Source organism: Pantoea sp. Ap-870 (genome assembly GCF_011752515.1).
GTDB classification, from domain to species: domain Bacteria; phylum Pseudomonadota; class Gammaproteobacteria; order Enterobacterales; family Enterobacteriaceae; genus Pantoea; species Pantoea dispersa.
In genome coordinates, this window is record NZ_VWXG01000001.1 from 899,080 (window position 1) to 921,309 (window position 22,230).

At 56.9% G+C, this 22,230-nt stretch carries 23 protein-coding genes and 3 tRNA genes; 11 read left to right on the forward strand and 15 right to left on the reverse strand.

The annotated features are described in order from the left end of the window. Positions 1 to 7 precede the first annotated feature (7 nt). Positions 8 to 412, reverse strand: coding sequence for a hypothetical protein (locus F3J41_RS04410; protein ID WP_021506233.1), 405 nt, complete (start codon positions 410 to 412; stop codon positions 8 to 10). Positions 413 to 802: 390 nt separating this feature from the next. Between F3J41_RS04410 and sufA the strand changes: the two genes are divergently transcribed. The 7 genes from sufA to F3J41_RS04445 all read left to right on the forward strand — a co-directional run bounded on the left by sufA (position 803) and on the right by F3J41_RS04445 (position 7,473). Continuing rightward, positions 803 to 1,177 (forward strand): Fe-S cluster assembly scaffold SufA, encoded by a 375-nt coding sequence (gene sufA, locus F3J41_RS04415; protein ID WP_010616252.1) that lies wholly within the window; start codon positions 803 to 805, stop codon positions 1,175 to 1,177. 7 nt (positions 1,178 to 1,184) lie between these two features. Continuing rightward, positions 1,185 to 2,678 (forward strand): Fe-S cluster assembly protein SufB, encoded by a 1,494-nt coding sequence (gene sufB / locus F3J41_RS04420; protein ID WP_021506232.1) that lies wholly within the window; start codon positions 1,185 to 1,187, stop codon positions 2,676 to 2,678. Between the two features lie 39 nt (positions 2,679 to 2,717). Beyond that, complete coding sequence (gene sufC, locus F3J41_RS04425; protein WP_021506231.1) at positions 2,718 to 3,464, forward strand: Fe-S cluster assembly ATPase SufC; 747 nt, start codon at positions 2,718 to 2,720, stop codon at positions 3,462 to 3,464. Next, entirely contained in the window at positions 3,439 to 4,716 is a 1,278-nt protein-coding gene (gene sufD, locus F3J41_RS04430) for a Fe-S cluster assembly protein SufD (RefSeq protein ID WP_059012320.1), read from the forward strand. The genes sufC and sufD overlap by 26 nt, the downstream gene beginning before the upstream one ends. After that, entirely contained in the window at positions 4,713 to 5,936 is a 1,224-nt protein-coding gene (gene sufS, locus F3J41_RS04435) for a cysteine desulfurase SufS (protein WP_166710035.1), read from the forward strand. The genes sufD and sufS overlap by 4 nt, the downstream gene beginning before the upstream one ends. 20 nt (positions 5,937 to 5,956) lie before the next feature. Further along, complete coding sequence (gene sufE / locus F3J41_RS04440; RefSeq protein WP_021506228.1) at positions 5,957 to 6,373, forward strand: cysteine desulfuration protein SufE; 417 nt, start codon at positions 5,957 to 5,959, stop codon at positions 6,371 to 6,373. A gap of 62 nt (positions 6,374 to 6,435) precedes the next feature. Beyond that, positions 6,436 to 7,473, forward strand: a complete 1,038-nt coding sequence (locus F3J41_RS04445) for a L,D-transpeptidase family protein (protein WP_058780649.1) — start codon at positions 6,436 to 6,438, stop codon at positions 7,471 to 7,473. Between the two features lie 75 nt (positions 7,474 to 7,548). Here F3J41_RS04445 and F3J41_RS04450 read toward each other — a convergent pair whose 3' ends face one another. The 6 genes from F3J41_RS04450 to F3J41_RS04475 form a co-directional block, all read right to left on the reverse strand. Beyond that, positions 7,549 to 7,785, reverse strand: coding sequence for a major outer membrane lipoprotein (locus tag F3J41_RS04450; RefSeq protein ID WP_007374746.1), 237 nt, complete (start codon positions 7,783 to 7,785; stop codon positions 7,549 to 7,551). A 306-nt stretch (positions 7,786 to 8,091) separates the two neighbouring features. Further along, entirely contained in the window at positions 8,092 to 9,504 is a 1,413-nt protein-coding gene (pykF, locus tag F3J41_RS04455; protein WP_021506226.1) for a pyruvate kinase PykF, read from the reverse strand. A 344-nt stretch (positions 9,505 to 9,848) separates the two neighbouring features. Further along, positions 9,849 to 9,925: transfer RNA gene (locus tag F3J41_RS04460), tRNA-Val, on the reverse strand. Positions 9,926 to 9,937: 12 nt separating this feature from the next. Next, positions 9,938 to 10,014, reverse strand: a tRNA-Val gene (locus F3J41_RS04465). A 3-nt stretch (positions 10,015 to 10,017) separates the two neighbouring features. After that, positions 10,018 to 10,094: transfer RNA gene (locus F3J41_RS04470), tRNA-Val, on the reverse strand. 153 nt (positions 10,095 to 10,247) lie between these two features. Continuing rightward, positions 10,248 to 11,621, reverse strand: coding sequence for an MATE family efflux transporter (locus F3J41_RS04475; RefSeq protein WP_058769700.1), 1,374 nt, complete (start codon positions 11,619 to 11,621; stop codon positions 10,248 to 10,250). A gap of 198 nt (positions 11,622 to 11,819) precedes the next feature. On the opposite strand from F3J41_RS04475, the gene F3J41_RS04480 reads away from it, so the two are divergent. Beyond that, positions 11,820 to 12,473 carry a riboflavin synthase subunit alpha gene (locus tag F3J41_RS04480; RefSeq protein WP_127833971.1) on the forward strand — a complete coding sequence of 218 codons (654 nt, stop codon included), beginning with the start codon at positions 11,820 to 11,822 and terminating at the stop codon, positions 12,471 to 12,473. A gap of 47 nt (positions 12,474 to 12,520) precedes the next feature. On the opposite strand, the gene cfa is transcribed toward F3J41_RS04480, so the two are convergent. Beyond that, positions 12,521 to 13,669 (reverse strand): cyclopropane fatty acyl phospholipid synthase, encoded by a 1,149-nt coding sequence (gene cfa, locus F3J41_RS04485; RefSeq protein ID WP_021506223.1) that lies wholly within the window; start codon positions 13,667 to 13,669, stop codon positions 12,521 to 12,523. A gap of 310 nt (positions 13,670 to 13,979) precedes the next feature. After that, on the reverse strand, positions 13,980 to 15,182 hold the full coding sequence (punC, locus tag F3J41_RS04490; protein ID WP_166710037.1) for a purine nucleoside transporter PunC: 1,203 nt from the start codon (positions 15,180 to 15,182) through the stop codon (positions 13,980 to 13,982). A 109-nt stretch (positions 15,183 to 15,291) separates the two neighbouring features. On the opposite strand from punC, the gene punR reads away from it, so the two are divergent. Then, entirely contained in the window at positions 15,292 to 16,203 is a 912-nt protein-coding gene (punR, locus tag F3J41_RS04495; RefSeq protein ID WP_166710039.1) for a DNA-binding transcriptional activator PunR, read from the forward strand. Here the strand turns inward: punR and purR are convergent. After that, entirely contained in the window at positions 16,200 to 17,225 is a 1,026-nt protein-coding gene (purR, locus tag F3J41_RS04500) for an HTH-type transcriptional repressor PurR (protein ID WP_021506220.1), read from the reverse strand. The two genes, punR and purR, sit on opposite strands and share 4 nt — an antisense overlap. Before the next feature lie 273 nt (positions 17,226 to 17,498). Between purR and F3J41_RS04505 the strand changes: the two genes are divergently transcribed. Further along, complete coding sequence (locus F3J41_RS04505; protein WP_021506219.1) at positions 17,499 to 17,588, forward strand: YnhF family membrane protein; 90 nt, start codon at positions 17,499 to 17,501, stop codon at positions 17,586 to 17,588. Between the two features lie 56 nt (positions 17,589 to 17,644). On the opposite strand, the gene F3J41_RS04510 is transcribed toward F3J41_RS04505, so the two are convergent. Next, the gene (locus F3J41_RS04510) at positions 17,645 to 18,436 is read right to left on the reverse strand and encodes a C40 family peptidase (protein ID WP_058757687.1); all 792 of its coding nucleotides are present in this window, start codon (positions 18,434 to 18,436) and stop codon (positions 17,645 to 17,647) included. Positions 18,437 to 18,802: 366 nt separating this feature from the next. Here F3J41_RS04510 and F3J41_RS04515 point away from each other — a divergent pair, with 366 nt between their 5' ends. Next, the gene (locus tag F3J41_RS04515; protein ID WP_021506217.1) at positions 18,803 to 19,135 is read left to right on the forward strand and encodes a Grx4 family monothiol glutaredoxin; all 333 of its coding nucleotides are present in this window, start codon (positions 18,803 to 18,805) and stop codon (positions 19,133 to 19,135) included. Positions 19,136 to 19,188: 53 nt separating this feature from the next. Here the strand turns inward: F3J41_RS04515 and rnt are convergent, their stop codons facing one another. The 4 genes from rnt to F3J41_RS04535 form a co-directional block, all read right to left on the reverse strand. After that, entirely contained in the window at positions 19,189 to 19,857 is a 669-nt protein-coding gene (rnt, locus tag F3J41_RS04520; RefSeq protein ID WP_166710041.1) for a ribonuclease T, read from the reverse strand. A 108-nt stretch (positions 19,858 to 19,965) separates the two neighbouring features. Then, positions 19,966 to 20,373 carry a lactoylglutathione lyase gene (gloA, locus tag F3J41_RS04525; protein ID WP_021314698.1) on the reverse strand — a complete coding sequence of 136 codons (408 nt, stop codon included), beginning with the start codon at positions 20,371 to 20,373 and terminating at the stop codon, positions 19,966 to 19,968. A 101-nt stretch (positions 20,374 to 20,474) separates the two neighbouring features. Then, positions 20,475 to 21,572 carry an alkene reductase gene (locus F3J41_RS04530; protein WP_058776267.1) on the reverse strand — a complete coding sequence of 366 codons (1,098 nt, stop codon included), beginning with the start codon at positions 21,570 to 21,572 and terminating at the stop codon, positions 20,475 to 20,477. 49 nt (positions 21,573 to 21,621) lie between these two features. Beyond that, the gene (locus F3J41_RS04535; protein WP_031279165.1) at positions 21,622 to 22,218 is read right to left on the reverse strand and encodes a TetR/AcrR family transcriptional regulator; all 597 of its coding nucleotides are present in this window, start codon (positions 22,216 to 22,218) and stop codon (positions 21,622 to 21,624) included. Positions 22,219 to 22,230: the final 12 nt, after the last annotated feature.

A 22,230-nucleotide genomic window follows, 5' to 3' on the forward strand; every position in this document is an offset into this window, starting at 1 on the left:
AGCTGGATTAGAATATCCAGCCTGCGTGGCGGACGAAATCACTTTGCAGGCGGGTAGCCTGGTCCCAGTCGCCGCTGAGCGCCAGTTGATGACACAAACGGGTCAGCGACAGGCGCGCCAGCTGGTAAGCCTGAATACGGAACAGGCGATCGCGATCGGCATTGCCCATCTCCTGCACTAAGCGGTGGTGCAGCTTGCCCATCGCGTGCAGGTAGCTGTGATCGTCGCCGTTCAGCTGGCAGATTTCGGCCATGTCGAGACAGGTATCGTTAAAACGACGCAGTTGTTCAATGGAACAATCGGTGCGGTTGAGCTTTGCCTGAGCCAGATAGAAGTCGACGGTGATATCGCGGACCGAAAACTTATATTCGTCGATTTTGTGTTGTAACCAGGCTGAGACGGAAAGCGTCATGTCGCCACCCAAAGTAGGTTAATGATAATCATTATCATATTAAACCGCGCCAGGAATGCAATTCCCGCCGTGAAATTTTATTGATTTCCTTTGCCTGTTACAAAAATCGGCAATAACAATCTCTTTACATTCAGCAAAGGCGTAACCTATCAATTAGAGCATAAACGTAAAAAGCGAACTGGAAAATTTACGGCTTATGAACAGGTTACGTTTTGACGGCGCGCGCGGGAATGGCGCGCACAAGCTGGTGGGAAGGGACTATGCTTAATAAAGCAGCAGTAAAAAACAGCACGAGATGATTATCCCTGCAAAACAAGAGGTTGAAGTGATATCTGATATCACTACCATAGGGGGATAGCCTGAAAAGGCCCAGACTTACGAGGTAGCACTATGTCATCAGTAAATGCAGCGTCTTTTTCACCTGACGAATTCGTCTGGAAAGGGCTCACGCTGACCGAGTCGGCAGCGAAACAGATTCTCAGCCTGGTGGAACAGGACCCGGAAGTTAAGGGCCTGAAACTGGGTGTGAAACAGTCCGGCTGTGCCGGTTTTGGGTACGTTATGGACCTGGTGAAAGCGCCTGCCGATGACGACCTGCAGTTCGAGCAATATGGCGCAAAACTGTTTGTGCCGCTTCAGGCGATGCCGTTTGTTGACGGTACCGAGCTGGATTATGTCCGCGAAGGCCTGAACCAGATTTTTAAATTCAACAACCCTAAAGCTCAGCACGCCTGCGGGTGCGGTGAAAGCTTTGGCGTCGAGTAAGTGAAATATGTCACGACACAGCGAAGCATCTGACGATGTACAAACCTGGGAAGGCAGCCTGAACTATAAAGAAGGCTTCTTCACCCAGCTGCAAACCGACGAACTGGCACACGGCATCAATGAAGATGTGGTGCGTGCCATTTCGGCCAAACGTAACGAACCCGAGTGGATGCTGGAGTTCCGTCTCAAGGCGTTTCGCGCCTGGCTGGAGATGGAAGAGCCACACTGGCTGAAAGCGCACTACGACAAACTCGATTATCAGGATTACAGCTACTATTCCGCGCCGTCCTGCGGCAATTGCGATGACAGCTGTGCCTCTGAACCGGGTGCCACCCAGACGTCCGGCAGCGTCGCCTCCAGCGATTACCTGACCAAAGAAGTGGAAGACGCGTTTAACCAGCTGGGCGTGCCGGTGCGTGAAGGCAGAGAAGTGGCGGTGGACGCCATTTTCGACTCGGTGTCCGTGTCGACCACTTATCGTGACAAGCTGGCTGAGCAGGGCATTATTTTCTGCTCCTTCGGTGAAGCGATCCACGATCATCCGGAGCTGGTACAGAAGTATCTTGGCACCGTGGTGCCGCACAACGATAACTTCTTTGCTGCGCTCAACTCGGCGGTGGCGTCCGACGGTACCTTCGTCTACATCCCGAAAGGCGTGCGTTGCCCGATGGAGCTGTCGACCTATTTCCGCATCAACGCGGCGAAAACCGGCCAGTTCGAACGTACCATTCTGATTGCTGATGAAGACAGCTACGTCAGCTACATCGAAGGCTGTTCAGCGCCGGTGCGCGACACCTACCAGCTGCACGCAGCGGTGGTTGAAGTGATCATCCACAAAAACGCCGAAGTGAAATACTCCACGGTGCAGAACTGGTTCCCGGGCGGAGAAGGCGAGGGCGGTATCCTCAACTTCGTGACCAAGCGTGCGCTGTGTGAAGGCGAGCACAGCAAAATGTCGTGGACGCAGTCCGAGACCGGCTCAGCCATCACCTGGAAATACCCGAGCTGCATCCTGCGCGGTGATTACTCAGTGGGCGAATTCTACTCCGTCGCGCTGACCAGCGGTCGCCAGCAGGCCGATACCGGTACCAAGATGATTCACATTGGTAAAAACACCAAATCGACCATCATCTCGAAAGGTATCTCGGCCGGTAAGAGCCAGAACACCTACCGCGGCCTGGTGAAAATCATGCCGACCGCGACTAACGCGCGTAACTTCACCCAGTGTGACTCGATGCTGATTGGGCCGGACTGTGGTGCGCACACCTTCCCGTACGTGGAAACGCGTAACAACAGCGCGCAGCTTGAGCACGAAGCCACGACGTCGCGTATCGGTGAAGATCAGATGTTCTACTGCCTGCAGCGCGGCATTAGCGAAGAAGATGCGATCTCGATGATCGTCAACGGCTTCTGTAAAGACGTTTTCTCCGAGCTGCCACTGGAATTCGCCGTGGAAGCGCAAAAACTGTTAGCGATCAGCCTTGAGCACAGTGTCGGCTGATGCCACACGCGTTGCCGGAAGCAATGTGAAGGAAAGAGTATGTTAAGCATTAAAGATTTACAGGTTAGCGTTGAAGACAAAGAGATTTTGCGCGGTCTGAACCTCGAGGTTAAGCCGGGCGAAGTGCATGCCATCATGGGCCCGAACGGTTCCGGCAAGAGCACCCTGTCTGCCACGCTGGCCGGTCGTGAAGATTATGAAATCACCGGCGGTTCCGTGACCTTTAAAGGCAAAGACCTGCTGGAGCTGGAGCCGGAAGAGCGTGCCGGTGAGGGCATCTTCATGGCGTTTCAGTACCCGGTCGAGATCCCGGGCGTCAGCAACCAGTTTTTCCTGCAGACCTCAGTCAATGCGGTGCGTAAATACCGTGAGCAGGAAGAGCTGGACCGTTTCGACTTCCAGGACTTCATCGAAGACAAGATCAAGCTGCTGAAGATGCCGGAAGATCTGCTGACCCGTTCCGTCAACGTCGGTTTCTCCGGCGGTGAGAAGAAGCGTAATGACATCCTGCAGATGGCGGCGCTGGAGCCTGAGCTGTGCATCCTCGATGAAACCGACTCCGGTCTGGATATCGATGCGCTGAAAATTGTTGCAGAAGGCGTGAACAGCCTGCGCGACGGCAAGCGCTCATTCATCATCGTAACGCACTACCAGCGCATCCTGGATTACATCAAGCCAGATCACGTGCACGTGCTGTATCAGGGCAAAATCGTGAAGTCTGGCGACTTTACGCTGGTGAAACAGCTGGAGGAGCAAGGCTATGGCTGGCTTACCGACCAGGAGTGATAACGCGCTGCAGCAGTGGCATCACCTGTTTGAGTCACGCGGCGAACAGCGTTCGCTGCAGGCACAGCAGCACTGGCAGCAGCTGATGCGTGTCGGCCTGCCGACGCGCAAGCATGAAAACTGGAAATACACCGCGCTGGACAGCCTGCTGGCACAGCAGTTCGTGCAGGCGGAAGCGCCAGGCGTGAGCGCTGAGCAGGTGGCTGCGCTGGCGCTGCCGCTGGACGCGATTTGCCTGGTGTTCGTCGACGGTCGCTTCCAGCCTGAGCTGAGCGCGCGTGACACCGGTCTGTTTGACGTGCAGCACAGCCGTGCCGCTGAGCGACGTCCGTTACCGGCTGCGGTACAGCCGGAGGTGTTCCTGCACCTGACGGAAAGTCTGGCGGAAGAGGTGACCTCGATTCGTCTGCCGCGCGGCAAAGCTGCGGCGCAGCCGCTCTATCTGCTGCACATTACCAGCGGCCAGGCGGATGCGCTCAACACGGTGCATCATCGTCACCATCTGGAGCTGGAGTCCGGTGCGGAAGCGCAGGTGATCGAGCATTACGTGACGCTGAATGGCAGCGCCCACTTCACTGGCGCGCGCTTTACCTTTGCGGTGGGCGACAATGCGCAGCTGAAGCATACCAAGCTGGCGTTTGAAGAGAGCAGCAGCTACCACTTTGCGCACAACGACATCGTGATTGGCCGTGACGCGCAGGTGAGCAGCACCAGCTTCCTGCTGGGTGCCGGTTTGTCGCGTCACAACACCAGCGTGCAGCTGAACGGTGAGAACACCCAGCTGTCGCTGAACAGCCTGGTGCTGCCGGTAGGCAGCGAAGTGGCGGATACGCGCAGCTATCTGGAGCACAACAAAGGCCACTGCCTGAGTCGCCAGCTGCACAAAACCATTTCGCGTGACAAAGGGCGCTCGGTGTTTAACGGCCACATCAAAGTGGCACAGCACGCGCTGAAAACTGATGGCCAGATGACCAACAACAACCTGTTGCTCGGTCGCCTGGCGGAAGTGGACACCAAGCCGCAGCTGGAAATCTACGCCGATGACGTCAAGTGCAGCCATGGCGCGACCATCGGTCGCATCGACGACGAGCAGATGTTCTATCTGCGCTCGCGCGGCATCGCCGAAGACGCGGCGCAGCAGATGATCATCCATGCTTTCGCCGCTGAACTGACGGAAGCGCTGGAAGATGACGCGCTGCGCCAGGTGGTACTGCAACGTATTACCGACCGTTTCCCGGGAGTTGAGTCATGAGTTTCGATCTCGAACGAGTCAGAGCGGAGTTTCCGATTCTGAGTCGTGAGGTCAACGGACATCCGCTGGCCTACCTTGACAGCGCGGCCAGCGCACAGCGCCCGCTCGCGGTGATCAACGCGGAAAGTCACTTCTATCAGCACGGCTATGCGGCCGTGCACCGTGGTATTCACTCGCTGAGCGCACAGGCGACCAGCGATATGGAAAACGTGCGCGCCCAGGCGGCGCGTTTTCTGCGTGCCGCGGCAGCCGAAGAGATCATCTTCGTGAAAGGTACCACCGAAGGCATCAATCTGGTGGCCAACAGCTGGGGCGGCAGTCAGCTGCAGCCGGGCGATAACCTGATCGTCACTGAGATGGAGCATCACGCCAACATCGTGCCATGGCAGATGGTGGCCCAGCGCACCGGCGCGGAAATCCGTGTGCTGCCACTTAACGACAACGGCGAGCTGGCGCTGGAACAGCTGGCGGGGCTGATCGACAGCCGTACGCGCCTGCTGGCCGTGACGCACGTTTCCAACGTGCTCGGCACGGTTAACCCGGTGAAAGCCATCGTGGCGCAGGCGAAAGCCGCGGGCGTGGTGACGCTGGTGGACGGTGCCCAGGCTGTGATGCACCACCCCGTTGACGTGCAGGATATCGGCTGCGATTTCTACGTGTTCTCCGGCCATAAAATCTATGGGCCGACCGGGATTGGCGTGCTGTACGCGCGTAAAGCGCTGCAGGAGATCATGCCGCCGTGGGAAGGCGGCGGTTCGATGATCGATCAGGTCATGCTGCCCACCGGCACCACCTGGAATGGCGCACCGTGGCGCTTTGAGGCCGGCACGCCGAATACCGGCGGCATCATTGGCCTTGGCGCAGCGCTGACGTGGATCAGCGAACTCGGTCTGGAAACGATCCATCAGCGCGAGAGCCAGCTGATGCGTTACGCGCTGGACAAGCTGGCGTCGGTGCCGGACCTGGTTATTTACGGCCCGGCCGAGCGCAGCGGCGTGGTAGCGTTTAACCTCGGTAAGCACCACGCGTTTGACGTTGGCAGCTTCCTCGACCAGTACGGCATTGCTATCCGCACCGGCCACCACTGTGCCATGCCGCTGATGCGTCATTATGCGGTGCCCGCGATGTGTCGCGCCTCTTTCGCGCTCTACAACAGCGAAGAGGAAGCCGATCGCCTGGCGGCTGGCCTGACGCGCATTCATCGTCTGCTGGGCGGTTGAGCAGATTTCAGGAGTTATGCATGGCAAACCTGCCAGAAAAAGAGAAACTGGTGCGCAACTTCAATCGTTGCGCCAACTGGGAAGAGAAGTACCTCTACATCATTGAACTCGGGGCAAAATTACCAGAATCCTCTGAAAGCTTGCATCAGCCGCAGTACGTCATTTCAGGCTGTCAGAGTCAGGTATGGATTCGCATGACCCCACAGGCTGACGGCACCATTGCTTTTGAAGGTGACAGCGATGCCGCCATCGTTAAGGGCTTGATTGCCGTGGTATTTAGCCTGTATCAGGGTCTGAAAGCGCCAGAGATTCTGGCACTGGATGTCGCCCACTGGTTTGGCGAACTGGCCCTGACGCAACACCTCACCCCTTCGCGTTCGCAGGGGCTGGAAGCGATGATTCGCGCGATCCGGCATAACGCACAGTCTCTCAGCTAAGTTACACTCTCCAGACCCCGGCCATGACCGGGGTCTGTTCCATCCGACAAAGAGAAAATTGCATGAAACCTGCGCTTCGTTTAGCCGGTGCATTGCTGTTGTCCTGTTTCGGACTGTCTGCACCTGCGTTTGCTACGGAATACCCCCTGCCAGCCGCTGATAGCCGTTTGATTGGCGAAAACACCCTGACCACCGTCCCGGATGACAAACGGCCGCTGGAGAGCATTGCCGCGCGTTATAAGATAGGCATGCTTGGCATGCTGGAAGCCAATCCGGGCGTCGACCCCTGGCTGCCGAAAGCCGGAACGCAGCTTACCGTGCCGCTGCAGATGCTGCTGCCGGATGCGCCGCGTGAAGGCATCGTGATCAACCTGGCCGAACTGCGCCTCTACTACTATCCCAAAGGGGAAAATCGCGTCGTGGTTTATCCGATCGGCATCGGTCAGTTGGGTGCCGCCACGCCGAGCATGGTGACGAGTATCAGCCAGAAAATCCCTAACCCCACCTGGACGCCCACCGTCAATATCCGCAAACGCTACGCCAAAGAGGGCATCACTCTGCCCGCGATGGTGCCTGCCGGGCCGGATAACCCGATGGGGCTGTTTGCGTTGCGTCTGGCGCGCGGCAGCGGCCAGTATCTGATTCACGGCACCAACGCCGACTTCGGCATCGGGATGCGCGTCAGCTCCGGCTGTATTCGTTTGCGCCCGGACGATATCGAAGCGCTGTTCAACAGCGTGCCGCAGGGTACACGCGTACAGGTGATTAACCAGCCGATCAAATATGCCATCGAACCCGACGGCAAACGCTACATCGAGGTACACCAGCCGCTGTCGCGTAATGAACAGGACGATCCACAGACCATGCCAATTGCGCTGAGCGCGCCGCTGAAAGCCTTTATAAAGAGTGCGAAGAGCGACAGTGCGCTGATTAAGGCGGCGATTGAACGTCGTTCAGGCATGCCGGTGCTGGTGAGCAGTGGGGAACCAGTGAATGAGGCGACGCCGCTGCCGGCAGTGCTGCAGACGCAGCAGGGGGCAACAGGCGGTGCGCAAGCCACCATCAGTCAGGCGCAGGGCGAAGCCGCTGCGACACCGTGATTCAGGGCCAGCGGACGGCAGAATCCGGACAAAAAAAATGGTGCCACAAGGGCACCATTTTTCAAACCAGAACTCTTACTTACGGTAAGAGTGAGCCTGGTTGTCCAGACGCTGGTTAGCGCGAGCTGCGTCGTCTTTAGCAGCCTGAACGTCAGAACGGATTGCGTTCACGTCGTTGCTCAGCTGGTCAACTTTAGCGTTCAGAGTCTGAACGTCTGAAGACAGCTGGTCGATTTTAGCGTTGCTTGAGCAACCAGCCAGCAGAGTTGAACCCAGGATTACCGCGCCCAGTACCAGTTTAGTACGATTCATTATTTATACCCTCTAGATTGAGTTAATCTCCATGTAGCGTTACAAGTATTACACAAAGCTTTTTAAGTTGAGAATAAATTTTTGATGAGAACATGCTTAAATTTGATCGTTCGCTCAAAGAAGCAGCGTTTCGCAGAACATGATGAAAATATTTAGCGAAAACAGAGAGATTTAATCGGATTAACCTTAATTCTGCGGGATATTGAATAGTTATTATCGATTGGAATTTTCCGCTTTCTGTCTCAGGCGCGGAATAAAAAAAAGCGCCCCGAAAGGCGCTCTTTTAAATAAACATCACCGGCTCGATCAGAGTACGTGCACCGACGCGGTGTTGGTGGTTCCGCTCGGTACCAGCGCACCCGAAACCATCACCACGACATCGCCTTTCTGCGCGTAGCCACTCTGCAGCGCCATCTCTTTGCCGATGCGGTAGAAATCATCGGTCGAGGCGATTTCGCTCACCAGACGCGTTTCAATCCCTTTGCTGAGAATCAGCTGACGCGCGGTGGTCTGGTTAGTGGTCAGGGCCAGAATGGTGGCATCCGGGAAGTATTTACGCACGGATTTAGCCGACTTACCGCCTTCGGTCGCCACCACAATCACCGGCGCTTCCAGTTTCTCAGCGGTCTCAACGGCGCCACGGCACACTGCTTCAGTGATACGCAGCTTGCGCGAATCCTGCAGGGAATCGATGCGCGATTTCATCACGCGATCGGTACGCTCGCAGATGGTCGCCATGATGGTGACCGACTCCAGCGGGTATTTACCCTTGGCGCTCTCACCGGACAGCATCACCGCGTCGGTACCGTCGAGGATGGCGTTGGCCACGTCGCCGGCTTCAGCACGGGTAGGGCGCGGGTTCTTGATCATCGAATCCAGCATCTGCGTCGCGGTGATTACCACTTTGCGCGCTTTATTACACTTCTTGATCATCATCTTCTGCGCGAAGATCACTTCTTCAACCGGGATTTCCACACCGAGGTCACCACGCGCGACCATGATGCCGTCAGAGGCTTCCAGGATCTCGTCGAAGTTGTTCAGGCCTTCCTGGTTTTCGATCTTGGAGATGATCTGAATGTGCTCACCGCCGTGGGCTTTCAGGTGCTCACGGATTTCCAGCACGTCAGAACGTTTACGGATGAAGGAAGCCGCAACGAAATCCACGCCTTGCTCGCAGCCGAAGATCAGATCACGCTTGTCTTTTTCCGCCAGTGCCGGCAGCTGAATGGACACGCCCGGCAGGTTGACGCCTTTGTTTTCGCCAAGGTCGCCATTGTTCAGCACTTTACACACCACGGTGTTTTCCGTGACTTCGGTGACTTCCATCCCGATCAGACCATCGTCGACCAGCACGGTATTACCAATTTTCAGGTCTTCGGTGAAACCGGCGTAAGTAACGGCAACGCGTTCGCTGTTACCAATCACTGACTGATCGGTGGTGAAGGTGAAGGTCTGGCCAGCTTTCAGGGACACATCATTGCCACCGTCCAGTTTCATGGTACGGATTTCCGGGCCTTTGGTGTCCAGCAGAATCGCGGCCTGGCGACCGGTTTTTTCCATGACGGCACGCATGTTGGTGATGCGCTGACCATGTTCGGCATAATCCCCGTGAGAGAAGTTCAGGCGCATGACGTTCATGCCCGCTTCCAGCAGTTGAGTCAGCATCTCTTCGGATTCGGTTTTCGGACCGATAGTACAAACGATCTTGGTCTTTTTCATGTCAGATTTCTGTAAGTTGTGATGGATGATAAAGGTCGGGGTTCGATGCGCCTGGCACCGAAGTAAAAATCTGTTTGGTGATGGTACGTTTGCCACAGAAGTAAGAATAGGTGACGACGGCTAAGCGTGCAGAGAAGTTATGCGCCGGGCGGAGAGACCGTAGCGACGGCGTTGCGCAAATGATGTAAGTGGCTGGCATAGGCACGTTAGCGCTGAAACCTTTCAGGTGGAACAACGCGGCATAGTATAGTCGCTAAGTATGCGAAAACCAATATAAAAGCAGAGGGAGAAAACCGACTCAGATCAAGGAAAAGCGAGTTGCGCAAGGGAGATAACAGCAAAAGTGGTGCGCTCTAATGGACTCGAACCATCGACCCCCACCATGTCAAGGTGGTGCTCTAACCAACTGAGCTAAGAGCGCATTTCAGAAATCTGGTGCGTCCGAGTGGACTCGAACCACCGACCCCCACCATGTCAAGGTGGTGCTCTAACCAACTGAGCTACGGACGCACTTGGTGCGCTCTAATGGACTCGAACCATCGACCCCCACCATGTCAAGGTGGTGCTCTAACCAACTGAGCTAAGAGCGCAACACGCTGTCAGGGCGACAGCGGGGACGAATATTAACGGCAGGCCGTGATGCTGGCAAGCGGAAAAGTGATTTTTCCTGACGACTGACCAGCAACTGTGCTATGCGTCGTTTTTTTCGCCATTGCGGGCCAAATAAACGCCCGCTCAGCCACTTAGCGCGCGGCGCGCGCCAGAATCACCTGCGCCGGTAAACGCTGCAAACGGCGGATGCGCCAGATCATCATTACCGCCGCCGACGTCAGGCCGACGATAAATCCGCACCAGAAACCGGCTGGCCCCAGTGGTGCCACCACCCAGTCGGTCAGCGCCAGCACGTAACCCACCGGCAGCCCCAGCACCCAGTAGGCGATCAGGGTAATAAAGAAGATCGAGCGCGTGTCCTTATAGCCGCGCAGGATACCGCTGCCAATCACCTGAATCGAATCCGAGAACTGGTAGATGGCCGCCAGCAGCATCAGCTGTGCCGCCAGGGTAATCACTTCCGGATTAGCGGTATAGAGCGCGGCAATATCGTGGCGGAAGGTCACGGTAAACAGCGCGGTGATCGCCGCCATGGTGATACCCACGCCCTGGCCGGTCCACGCGGCGATGCGGGCCTGTTCGGCCGAGCCCTGGCCCAGACGGTAGCCGACGCGAATGGTAGTGGCGACGCCGAGCGACAGCGGCAGCACAAACATCAGCGAGCTAAAGTTGAGCGCGATCTGATGACCAGCCACTTTCACAATGCCGAGCGGCGACACCAGCAGCGCCACCACGGCAAACAGCGTGACCTCGAAAAACAGCGCCAGCGCGACCGGTAATCCCAGCGTGAACAGGCGCGTCAGGATGGCGCGCGATGGTGGCGACCAGCGGCTATGCATGCGGATATCGCGCATGGCCGGCATGCGCTTCAGCCAGAAGCGCATCACCAGATACATCACCCAGTAAACCGACGCGGTGGCGACGCCACAGCCCACGCCGCCCAGCGCAGGCATACCGAAATGGCCGTAAATAAACACATAGTTCAGCGGAATGTTGGTCAGCAGGCCGAGGAAACCCAGCAGCATCGCCGGCTTGGTCTTCGACAGCCCTTCACACTGATTACGTGCCACCTGGAAAAACAGGTAGCCCGGTGCGCCCCACAGCAGCGCGTGCAGATAACCTTCTGCTTTGGCCGCCAGCTGAGGATCAATGTCATGCATGGTGTGAATCAGGTAGCCGGCGTTCCACAGCACCACCATAATCAGCAGCGCCACGCCCGCCGCCAGCCAGTAACCCTGGCGCACCTGTTCTGCGATGCGTTCGCGTCGCCCGGATCCGTTGAGTTGCGCAACGGTTGGCGTCAATGCCAGCAGCAGACCATGACCAAACAAAATGGCGGGAAGCCAGATAGAGGTGCCGACAGCAACGGCGGCCATATCCGTGGCGCTCACCGCACCGGCCATTATGGTATCCACAAATCCCATCGCGGTCTGTGCCACCTGAGCAAGGATGACCGGGATCGCGAGGGCCAGCAATTGACGCGCTTCTGTTAAATACTTCTGCACGTATCACCTGCGTAATTTAAGAAGAGAGCGGGGTGAAATCCCCAAAGAATGCGCGACCTAGTGTAGCGGTAGCCCGCACTTCCGCCAAACATTGATCGCATTTGGCTGCGTCATTTGTGTAAAGTTTGCGCGCCGGCAAATTAAACCTTGCGGCGCAAGCTGTGATAAACTGCCACAAACTTCGCAGAGGCTGAAATTATGTTTACCGGAATTGTGCAGGGCACGGCAGAAATTGTCGCCATTGAAGAAAAAGAGTTGTTCCGCACCCACACCGTGCGCTTGCCTGCTGAGCTGCTGCCCGGCCTGGCGCTGGGCGCCTCGGTAGCGCACAACGGGTGCTGCCTGACGGTGACCGCCATTGACGGCGATCGCGTCAGCTTCGATCTCATCAAAGAGACGCTGCGCATCACCAACCTCGGTGAATTACAGGTTGGTGACATCGTCAATATTGAGCGCGCCGCGAAATTCAGCGATGAAATTGGCGGACACCTGATGTCCGGCCATATTATGACCACCGCCGAAATCTGTAAAATTATCCAGTCAGAGAATAACCGCGAAGTGTGGTTTAAATTACAGGACGCTGAGCAGATCAAATATATTCTGCATAAAGGATTCGTCGGCATCGATGGTATCAGCCTGACAGTCGGTGATGTCACCAAAAGTAAGTTCTGCGTGCACCTGATCCCGGAAACGCTGGAGCGCACCACGCTGGGCGCGAAGAAGCTAGGGCACCGGGTCAATATCGAAATCGATCCGCATACCCAGGCGATTGTTGACACCGTTGAACGTGTGCTGGCGCAGCGTGATGCCGCGGCCGCGCTGGCGGCACAAACGCTGCCGGACGCGGAGTAATCGCGAATAAAAAGGCGCGTTAAGCGCCTTTTAGCATTGCACGGAAATCAACGCGCCACGCGCAAACCGCCTTCGGCGCCGCGGCTGAAAACTACCTGCCACAGCTGAATATCCCGCGCGCGAAACGCACCGGCGCAGGCGTTGAGGTAATAGCTGAACATCCGTTCGAAACGCTCGCCATACTTCTCTGCCAGCTGCGGCCATGCCGCCTGAAATCGCTCGTACCAGGCCATCAGCGTGGTGTCATAATCCGCGCCGAAGTTGTGCCAGTCTTCCATGATGAAGTGGGATTCGCTGGCATCGGCGATCTGCCGTACCGACGGTAAACAGCCGTTGGGGAAAATGTATTTATCGATCCACGGGTCGACGTTCATGTCGGTTCTGATCGCCCCAATGGTGTGCAGCAAAAACAGGCCTTCCGGTTTCAGGTTACGATCAACCACATCGAAGTAGGTGGCATAGTTTTTCGGCCCGACGTGTTCGAACATGCCCACCGATACGATGCGGTCAAACTGCTGGTTCAAATCACGGTAATCCTGCAGCAGAATGGTCACATCCAGACCGGCACAGCGCTGCTGCGCCATTTTCTGCTGCTCGGCAGAGATAGTCACGCCATGCACTTTCACCCCGTAATGACGCGCGGCGAATTCCGCCAGTCCGCCCCAGCCGCAGCCGATATCCAGTAGCGTCATGCCCGGCTCAAGCTGCAGCTTGCGGCAGATCATATCCAGCTTGTCCTGCTGTGCCTGCTCCAGCGTTTCCGCGCTTTTCCAGTAGCCGCAGGAGTACTGCATAAATGGATCGAGCATCAATGAAAACAGGTCGTTGCCAAGATCGTAGTGCTCTTTACCAACAATCCAGGCGCGTTTCTTTGACTGCAGATTGGTGAGGCGCGCCGCAGCAATGCGCAGCGTATCTTTAAAATGGTGCGGTAACTGCTTATCCAGATGATGTTTCAGCACGCGGTGGAAGAACATATCCAGACGTTCACACTCCCACCAGCCGTCCATGTAGCTTTCACCGAGGCCCAGCGATCCCTCCTGCAGGACCCGTTTGAAAAAATCCGCATGTCTGACCTGAATATCCCAGGGGCGTGTGCCGTTGATGTGAATGTCCGCCCGCTCCAGTAATTCATGGGCGATACGAAACCATTGGTTTTCTTCAAGGCTCACTTCTTCTATACACGATGAACTCATAGCTTCTCCATCACCTTTCCGATTTGAACCTGAGAAAAAGAATAGTCAAATTCCTCAGGCCTGTGAGAGAACTCACGGAAAATCCGTGCGCCAGATAGCCGACGTATTACAGAGGTATGAATCTGAATAGAAATGTCTGCCACAACTCCGGAGGTGAATATCGTGCAGACGCCATCCCAGCGACAGTGTCGCTAAAAAATACGCTCATTATGTTATTGATTTGTTGCAGAAATGCTGACCCACTGAGTATATGCTCACGCAGGTCAGTATTCAATGGCTTATCGTTAGTTTGCTAACGATAATCGTTGCCTTAGCAATTATCTTCGCAGGGACGGGAAGCGTGAGCAATATCACTTTGTGCGCTGGCGCTGCGCTGCCACAGGAAACCGGCCCAGGCGAGGATCACCGTGGCCACCATGACCAGCGTGGTATGTAACAGCGCCTGCTGCAGACCGGCGGAAACAATCAGGCTGGCGAGGAAGCATAAGCCCAGCTGCAGCAGATTCTGCAGGCCGGCCGCTTTGCCGGTGGCCTGCGGGAACGGGGCGAGGGCGCTGGACACCACAATCGGGTAAATCGCGCCATTGGCCAGCGCCATGCCGCAGAACGGCAGCAGCAGAGCCACCAGCGGCGGCGTGGTCATCAGCGCCACCGTAAACAGGCCCAGAATGCTCAGGCTGTAAATCATCAGCAACCACGGCAGCAGCTGCGCACCCTGAAAACGGTTCAGCAGTGCGCGACAGCCAAACCCGCCCAGCAGGAAGGCGATGGTCTGCGGAATATAGCTCAGGCCAATGTCCGCCGGGCTCAGACCCGCGGCGGCGAGGATAAACGGCGAGCCGGTCAGCCAGGCGAAGAAACTGGCGGAACAGGCGGCATAAATCACTACGTTACCGCTGTAAATACGCGTCGCCAGCAGCGTCAGCCAGCTGGGCTGCGGCGTGCTTTCGTGGCGCGCACGCGGCGCGCTGGCCAGTTTCAGCGTGCCGAACAGCAGCACCAGCGTCACCAGCGTGAGCGCGAGGAAGATGGCGCGCCAGTGAAAATGGGCCATCAGCCAGGCACCCAGCAGCGGTGCCAGCGCCGGTGACAGCGCCACCAGCGGCATAATCGTGGCAAATACTTTGTTGGCTTTGGCCTGCGGATAGCGATCAACCACCAGCGCCTGCCAGCTCACCGCTGCGGCGCACACGCCTACCGCCTGCACAAAACGCAGCGCCAGCATCAGCCAGACGTTAGTCACCCACAGCATGGCAAGACAGCTCAGCGCAAACAGGCTCAGGCCCGCCAGCAGAATGGGTTTACGGCCGAAGCGGTCCGACAGCACGCCCCACAGCACCTGCGCACAGGCAAAGCCGCCCAGAAACAGGCTCAGGCTGGCGCTGATGGTGCCCGGTGCGGAAGCAAAGTCGCGCTGCATGGCGCCGAAGGCGGGTAAATACATATCGGTGGCCAGAAAGCCGAGCATGCTCAGCACGGCAAGGTAAGGCAGAAATCCTTTGGATGACAGCATGGTTTTTCTCATTCGGCAGGTTGAACGGCGGGGAGTGTAAAAGGGTGCAGCGGGCTTTGTGAAACGCTAATATTTGCAGGGTGCTGTTAAAATTTTTGATGGGAAAACTATGTGGTCGGAATATGCACTTGAGGTGGTGGACGCGGTAGCGCGCACCGGCAGTTTTAGCGCGGCGGCGCAGGAGCTGCACCGCGTGCCCTCTGCCATCAGCTATACCGTGCGCCAGCTGGAAGGCTGGATGGCGGTACCGCTGTTTGAGCGGCAGCATCGCGAAGTGGTGCTGACGGCAGCAGGCGAGCATTTTGTGCGTGAAGGGCGTTCTGTTATCAAAAAAATGATGGCCACGCGCCGCCAGTGTCAGCAGCTGGCTAATGGCTGGCGCGGTCAGCTCAGTATCGCGGTAGATTGCATCGTCAAACCGCAGCGCACCCGCCAGCTGGTAAAGGATTTTTACCGCCATTTCCCCGATATGGAGCTGATCATCAGCTACGAAGTATTTAACGGCGTGTGGGACGCGCTGGCTGATGGTCGTGTCGATGTGGCGATTGGCGCCACCCAGGCCATTCCGGTCGGCGGCCGCTTCGCCTTTCAGGATATGGGCGCGCTCAACTGGCGCTGCGTGGTGAGTCCGCAGCATGCGCTGGCCCACAGTCCGCAGCTGGACGACGAAACCCTGCGCGCCTGGCCGTCGCTGGTGCTGGAAGATACGTCGCGCGCGCTGCCGCGCCGCATGACGTGGACGCTGGATAACCAGCGGCGGCTGGTGGTGCCGGAGTGGGAAACCGGGCTGGATTGCCTGCAGGCTGGATTGTGCGTGGGCATGGTGCCGGGGCACCTGGCGCGCCCGCTGCTGGACAGCGGCGCGCTGGTGGAGCTGGCGTTGCCGCAGCCGTTTCCGGACAGCCCGTGTTGCGTCAGCTGGTCTGAGCAACGCGCGTCACCGGCGCTGGCGTGGTTACTGGAATATCTGGGCGATGCGGAGACGCTGAACCACGAGTGGCTCAGCGAGAAGGCGGCTTAACGGCGGTAATCGCGGAACGGGCCATCGGCCACGGAGCGGCGCTCAATCAGCGTGGGCTGCACTTCAATGGTCTGCGGCTCTTCGCGTTTGCTGGTGATGCGGTCCAGCAGCATCTCCAGTGCCTTTTCCCCCAGCTGCGCTTTCGGCTGGTGCACGGTTGTCAGCGCCGGGGTGAAGTAGCGCGCGTTGCGCACATTGTCATAGCCAATTACCGAAATATCCTGCGGCACGCGCAGTCCCATCTCGTCGGCCGCGCAAATCGCGCCCATCGCCATGATATCGCCGCCGCAGAACACCGCCGTCGGGCGCTGTTTCTGGTTCAGGATCTGTTGCATTGCCTGATAACCTGACTCCGGTTCGAAGTCACCCTGCACAATCCACTCGGGACGGACGCTGATGCCCGCTTCCTGCATCGCCTGCAGAAAACCCGCATGACGGCCACCACCGGTGTTGCGCTCCATCTGGCCGGGGATGGCACCGATGTCGCGATGGCCGCGCTCAATCAGGTAACGCCCGGCGAGGTAACCGCCGTGGAACGCATTGTCCTGCACGGTATCGGTAAAGTCACCGCGCGATTCGCCCCAGTCCATGACCACCATCGGGATATTGCGGTTCTCTTCCAGCATCTGCAGCAGATCGTCGGGATATTCGGAGCACATGACCAGCAGGCCATCGACGCGCTTTTGCGCCATCATCGAAAGATAAGCGCGCTGTTTTTGCAGATCGTTATGCGCGTTGCCGAGAATCAGCGTGTAACCACGCTCAAAGCAGTGATTCTCCACGGCTTCAATAATTTCGGCGAAGTAGGGCGCTTCGCTGGAGGTCGCCAGCAGGCCCAGCGTCTTGGTGTGATTCACCTTCAGGCTGCGGGCCACCGCGCTCGGTGAGTAGTGCAGCGCTTTAATCGCTTCCCATACGGCGTTACGCGTCTCTTCCGCGACAAAACGCGTTTTGTTGATGACATGCGAAACCGTGGTGGTTGAGACCCCGGCGCGTTTCGCCACATCTTTAATGGTTGCCATGAAAATGGTACTCCTGGGCTTATCGCAACTTACTGATAAGTATATTGTTAAACGTTTGCGTCTGCTAATGGTTTTGCGCCCTGAATATCAGGGCTAATCTGCTTAATCGGGCAGGGAAACATCCTTCAGCAGGCTGTCAATGCAGCATGCGCTAAATCTGTTGCGCAACGAAAGGCGGCGATTCTAGCAAGCCGGGGCGGATAACACGAGATTTTTGCCCATCACTGTGCGAAAATTATTTAACCATGCAAACTGTGTGACTAAGGAGTTGTGATGAGTACCGATTTAAAACTGGCATTGACCACCACCGCCGCTGCTCTGCTGATGATTATTGCCTTTAGCTTTACCGCCATTCTGCATTAATAAAAAAGCCGGTGCTGCTGAACAGCCACCGGCTTTTTTGTTGCGCAACGCTGAGGTTAGCGCACGGTTTTCGGCGTCATCATACGGCGTGCGCCAACGTAATGCTTCTGCCAGTAATCCTCGCCCAGCGCGCTAATCTGAATGTCCTTACCGGTGCGCGGAGACTGAATGAATTTGCCATTGCCCAGATAAACCCCGACATGGTCGGCGGTGCCGCGGTTGTTGATGCGGAAGAACACCAGATCGCCTTTCTCCAGCATCTCGCGCTTGATCGGCGCGGCGTCGCGCAGGTGATACATCTCATTGGCGGTGCGGGGAAATTTAAACTTCACCAGGTCTTTGTAGGCGTACCACACTAAACCACTGCAGTCGAAACCGGTGTGCGGTGAGGTGCCTCCCCACTGATACGGTTTACCCAGCTGGCCCATCAGTTTCGTCATCGCGGTTTCACGTGCTTTTTGATAGCGCAGGCGGTGGGCTTTGCTCATTTTAATGCCGCTCAGCTGCTGCACTTCATCATCAACGGCAACGTCACGCGATTTCTTCGCCAGCCGCTGATGACCATATTTTTTCGCACTGAGCTTAAGTGAGGATTTGCGCTGCGTGGTGTGCTGAAGTACCGTTTCGCTTTTCTGCTGTTTTTTCAGCCTGAACTTCTGCACCGACGTCAGGCGTGACTTTTTGCTGGTGGTTTTCACCGGGCGTCGTTTGCGACGCTCATCTTCACGCGCGTTCTTTTTCTCCGCTTTCTGCAAACTGGCATTAACCGGCGCATGCGGAGAAGCCGCCGCCACATTAAAGAACAGTTGGGCAAAAGCCAGTATGAAAAGCGTAATCAGTAAACGCATAGTCCGGTTACAGGTTAAGCCGTCGGCAGGAAGCCAGACCGCGGTAAAGTTAGAAAAATCTGATCGACGATCAGCACCGGGGCAATTCTAATCCACTTTTTTTGCAAAAGGTAAGGTCTTTTTCCATTAATCTGTCACGGTACTGAAAGTGGGGCAAAAATGAGCGATTTCAGCTGTTTAACCCAGCGGAATTATTGCTAATTATTAATTGATTAATGCTTATTAATGATATGAAAATGTTATTCGTGGCGCGCGAACTTAACAAACATGGCGATATGCGCCGGCTAAGGCAAAATCCCGTTTTCAGTCGCGGGGCGAAGTCGCTACAATAAACAAACACGAAGTGAAGGATTAAGGAAGGCAAAAATGAGTACTGTTGAAAAAATTCAGCGCCAGATCGCAGAAAACCCGATCCTGCTGTACATGAAAGGTTCGCCGAAACTGCCAAGCTGCGGTTTCTCTGCGCAGGCGGTACAGGCGCTGTCTGCCTGTGGTGAGCGCTTTGCGTACGTAGACATTCTGCAAAATCCGGATATCCGCGCTGAGTTACCGAAATACGCCAACTGGCCAACCTTCCCGCAGCTGTGGGTGGATGGCGAGCTGGTCGGCGGCTGTGACATCATCGTTGAGATGTTCCAGCGCGGCGAACTGCAACCGCTGATCAAAGAGACCGCTGAGAAGCACAAAGAAGCAGAATAAGAAAAAGGCCGACAGCAGTGTCGGCCTTTTTTTTGGCTGCGGTCTCACGGGCCTCAGGCCGAGGCATCGTCTTCGGCCGGCTCTTCACTCACCGCCAGCGGCCAGCCGCCGAGGCGTTTCCAGCGATTCACCAGTTCGCAAAACAGCGTGGCGGTCTGTTCGGTATCGTACAGCGCCGAGTGCGCCTGAGTGCTGTCAAAATCTATCCCCGCCGCTTTACAGGCCTTCGCCAGTACCGTTTGTCCCAGCACCAGCCCGCTCAGCGCGGCGGTGTCAAAGGTGGCGAACGGGTGGAACGGGTTACGCTTCATGCCGGTGCGCTCTGCTGCCGCCATCAGAAAATTATGATCAAAGGTGGCATTGTGCGCCACGATAATCGCCCGGTTACAGCCGCTGTCTTTGGTGCCTTTACGCACCATTTTGAAAATGGCGTGCATCGCCTCATATTCACTCACCGCGCCGCGCAGCGGATTGCTGGGGTCGATGCCGGTAAACGCCAGCGCTTCGGGATTGAGAATCGCCCCTTCGAACGGCTCCACGTGGAAATGCAGGGTTTCATCGCGGTGCAGCCAGCCATCCTCATCCATTTTTAACGTGGTGGCCGCGATTTCCAGCAGCGCATCGGTTTGCGCATTAAAACCGGCGGTTTCAACGTCAATCACCACAGGATAAAAACCACGGAAGCGTTGATGGAGAGCGTTTAAGGCGTTCGATTCAGACATCAGGATCTCATTGCAGGAAATGGGGCAGCGCGCATTATGGCAAAAATCGGCGCAGGGTGCAGCAGGAGAGGGAAGTCAGCCCGCAAATTAGCAGGCTGACTAACGGCATTAGTTGCCGAGGCCGTGACCGGCGTGTTTGTTTTCGATCAGCTCGATTTTGTAACCGTCCGGATCTTCCACGAAAGCGATGATGGTGCTGCCGCCTTTTACCGGGCCGGCTTCACGTGTGACGTTACCGCCCGCCTGACGGATGCGGTCGCAGGTCGCCGCGACATCATCCACGCCCAGCGCGATGTGGCCGTAGGCATTGCCGAGGTCGTATTTATCCACGCCCCAGTTGTAGGTCAGCTCAATGACCGCACCTTCGCTCTCTTCGGTATAACCCACGAAAGCCAGGGTGTATTTGTATTCGGTGTTTTCGCTCTGACGCAGCACGCGCATGCCCAGCACGCGGGTGTAAAAATCGATGGAGCGCTGCAGATCGCCAACGCGTAACATAGTGTGAAGTAAACGCATAACATCCTCTTTTCAAAAGTCATCAGGGAACCCGCTTAGTATAGCGAGGGAATGCCCTGAAGAAAGCACGCGGCCGCACATCCGCTGCGGCCGCGTTTGACTTACAGTGTCGGGTAGTCGGTGTAACCTTCCGCGCCGCCGCCGTAGAAGCTCTCCGGACGCTGCGGGTTAAGCGGTGCATCCTGTTGCAGGCGCGCTACCAGATCCGGGTTGGCGATGAAGTCACGGCCAAAGGCCACCGCGTCAATCAGGCCACGCGCAATCAGATCGTCCGCTTTTTCCACGGTGTAGGCACCGGCACCGATAATCACGCCCGGGAAGGCGGCACGCACTTTCTGGCGGAACTCATCGGTGTAAGGCTTACCGCCCGCCCAGTCTGGCTCAGACAGGTGCAGGTAGGCGAGGCCGCGCTTGCCCAGTTCGCTGATGTACCACAGTGCCGCTTCTTCTTCATCCGGACCGTTTTCCAGATTCTGGAAGGCGCCGATTGGCGAGATGCGGATACCGATACGATCGGCTGACCAGTTAGCAATTGCCGCATCGACCACTTCCAGCGCGAAACGGCCGCGCTTCTCAATCGAACCGCCGTATTCATCGGTACGCTGGTTAGAACCCGGTGCGAGGAACTGATGCATCAGATAGCCGTGCGCAGAGTGCAGCTCCAGCAGGTCAAAATCGGCGTCGCGCGCATTGGCTGCCGCCTGGCCGAAGTCTTTAACGATCTGCTGAATTTCTGCCACGCTCAGTTCACGCGGCATGGAGGTATCTTCGCGATACACGCTGCCGTCGGCGGCGCGCAGCGAGGTGCGGGTGCCAGCGGCGATCGCGGACGGTGCGACCGGCGCTTTGCCATCCGGCTGCACGCTATTATGCGAGATGCGGCCGGTGTGCCACAGCTGAACGGCGCTATGACCGTGCGCGGCGTGAATGCCTTCGTTAATCATTTTCCACGCAGCAATCTGCTCCGCGGTGTGCAAACCCGGCGCACCAGCGTAGCCTTTCGCCTGGAACGAAACCTGGGTGGCTTCGGTAATGATCAGACCCGCGCTGGCGCGCTGCTGATAATACTCCGCCATCAGCGGGGTAGGAATATCGCCCGGTTCAATGCTGCGCAGACGCGTCAGCGGCGCCATAAAGACACGGTTAGGTACGGTAATCGCGCCCACTTTCAGCGGGGTGAACAGCTGTTTACTCGCCATGATGACTCCTGTAATAGACCGGTCGTCTAGAAATTGCCGTTTTTAAAAATCAGCGGTGATTAAGCCACTGTTCGATGGTGTCGAGCGCCAGGCTAATCGGCCCGGGCTCACGTGAAATCTTGCTCTGCAGGCTGGCACCCAGCCACAGCAGATAACAGCGTTGCGCCAGCTGCTGCGGGCTTTGCCCATAGGGCAGCGGCTGTTCGGCTGCGACCTCCGTCAGACAGCGTGCGTAAGCCGCCGTAATGGCCGTGGCACCGCGCTGCAGCGCATCGCGCATCGGTTCTGACAGATCGCACACTTCGCCGGAAAGCTTAACGCCCAGACAGCCAACGATGTGACCCTGCTCAATAAACAGCCGTTCCGCGTAGCGAAAATGCTGCAGTAAGCGTTCGCGCGCAGTAACGCCGGGCTGGGTCAGCTGCTGTTCAACCTGCTGCTGATAGTTGACGAAGTAGCGCTCCAGCAGCGCCACACCGAACGCTTCTTTCGAGCGGAAGTAGTGGTAAAACGAGCCTTTCGGCACTTCCGCCAGCGCCAGCATTTCGCTCAACCCCATGCCGGTGAAACCGCGCTGCAGGCAGACCTGCTCGCCGGTGGCGAGCAGGTGTTCACGGGTTTCGTTGCGTTGCACTGTCTTATTCATGGCAGGCAGAGT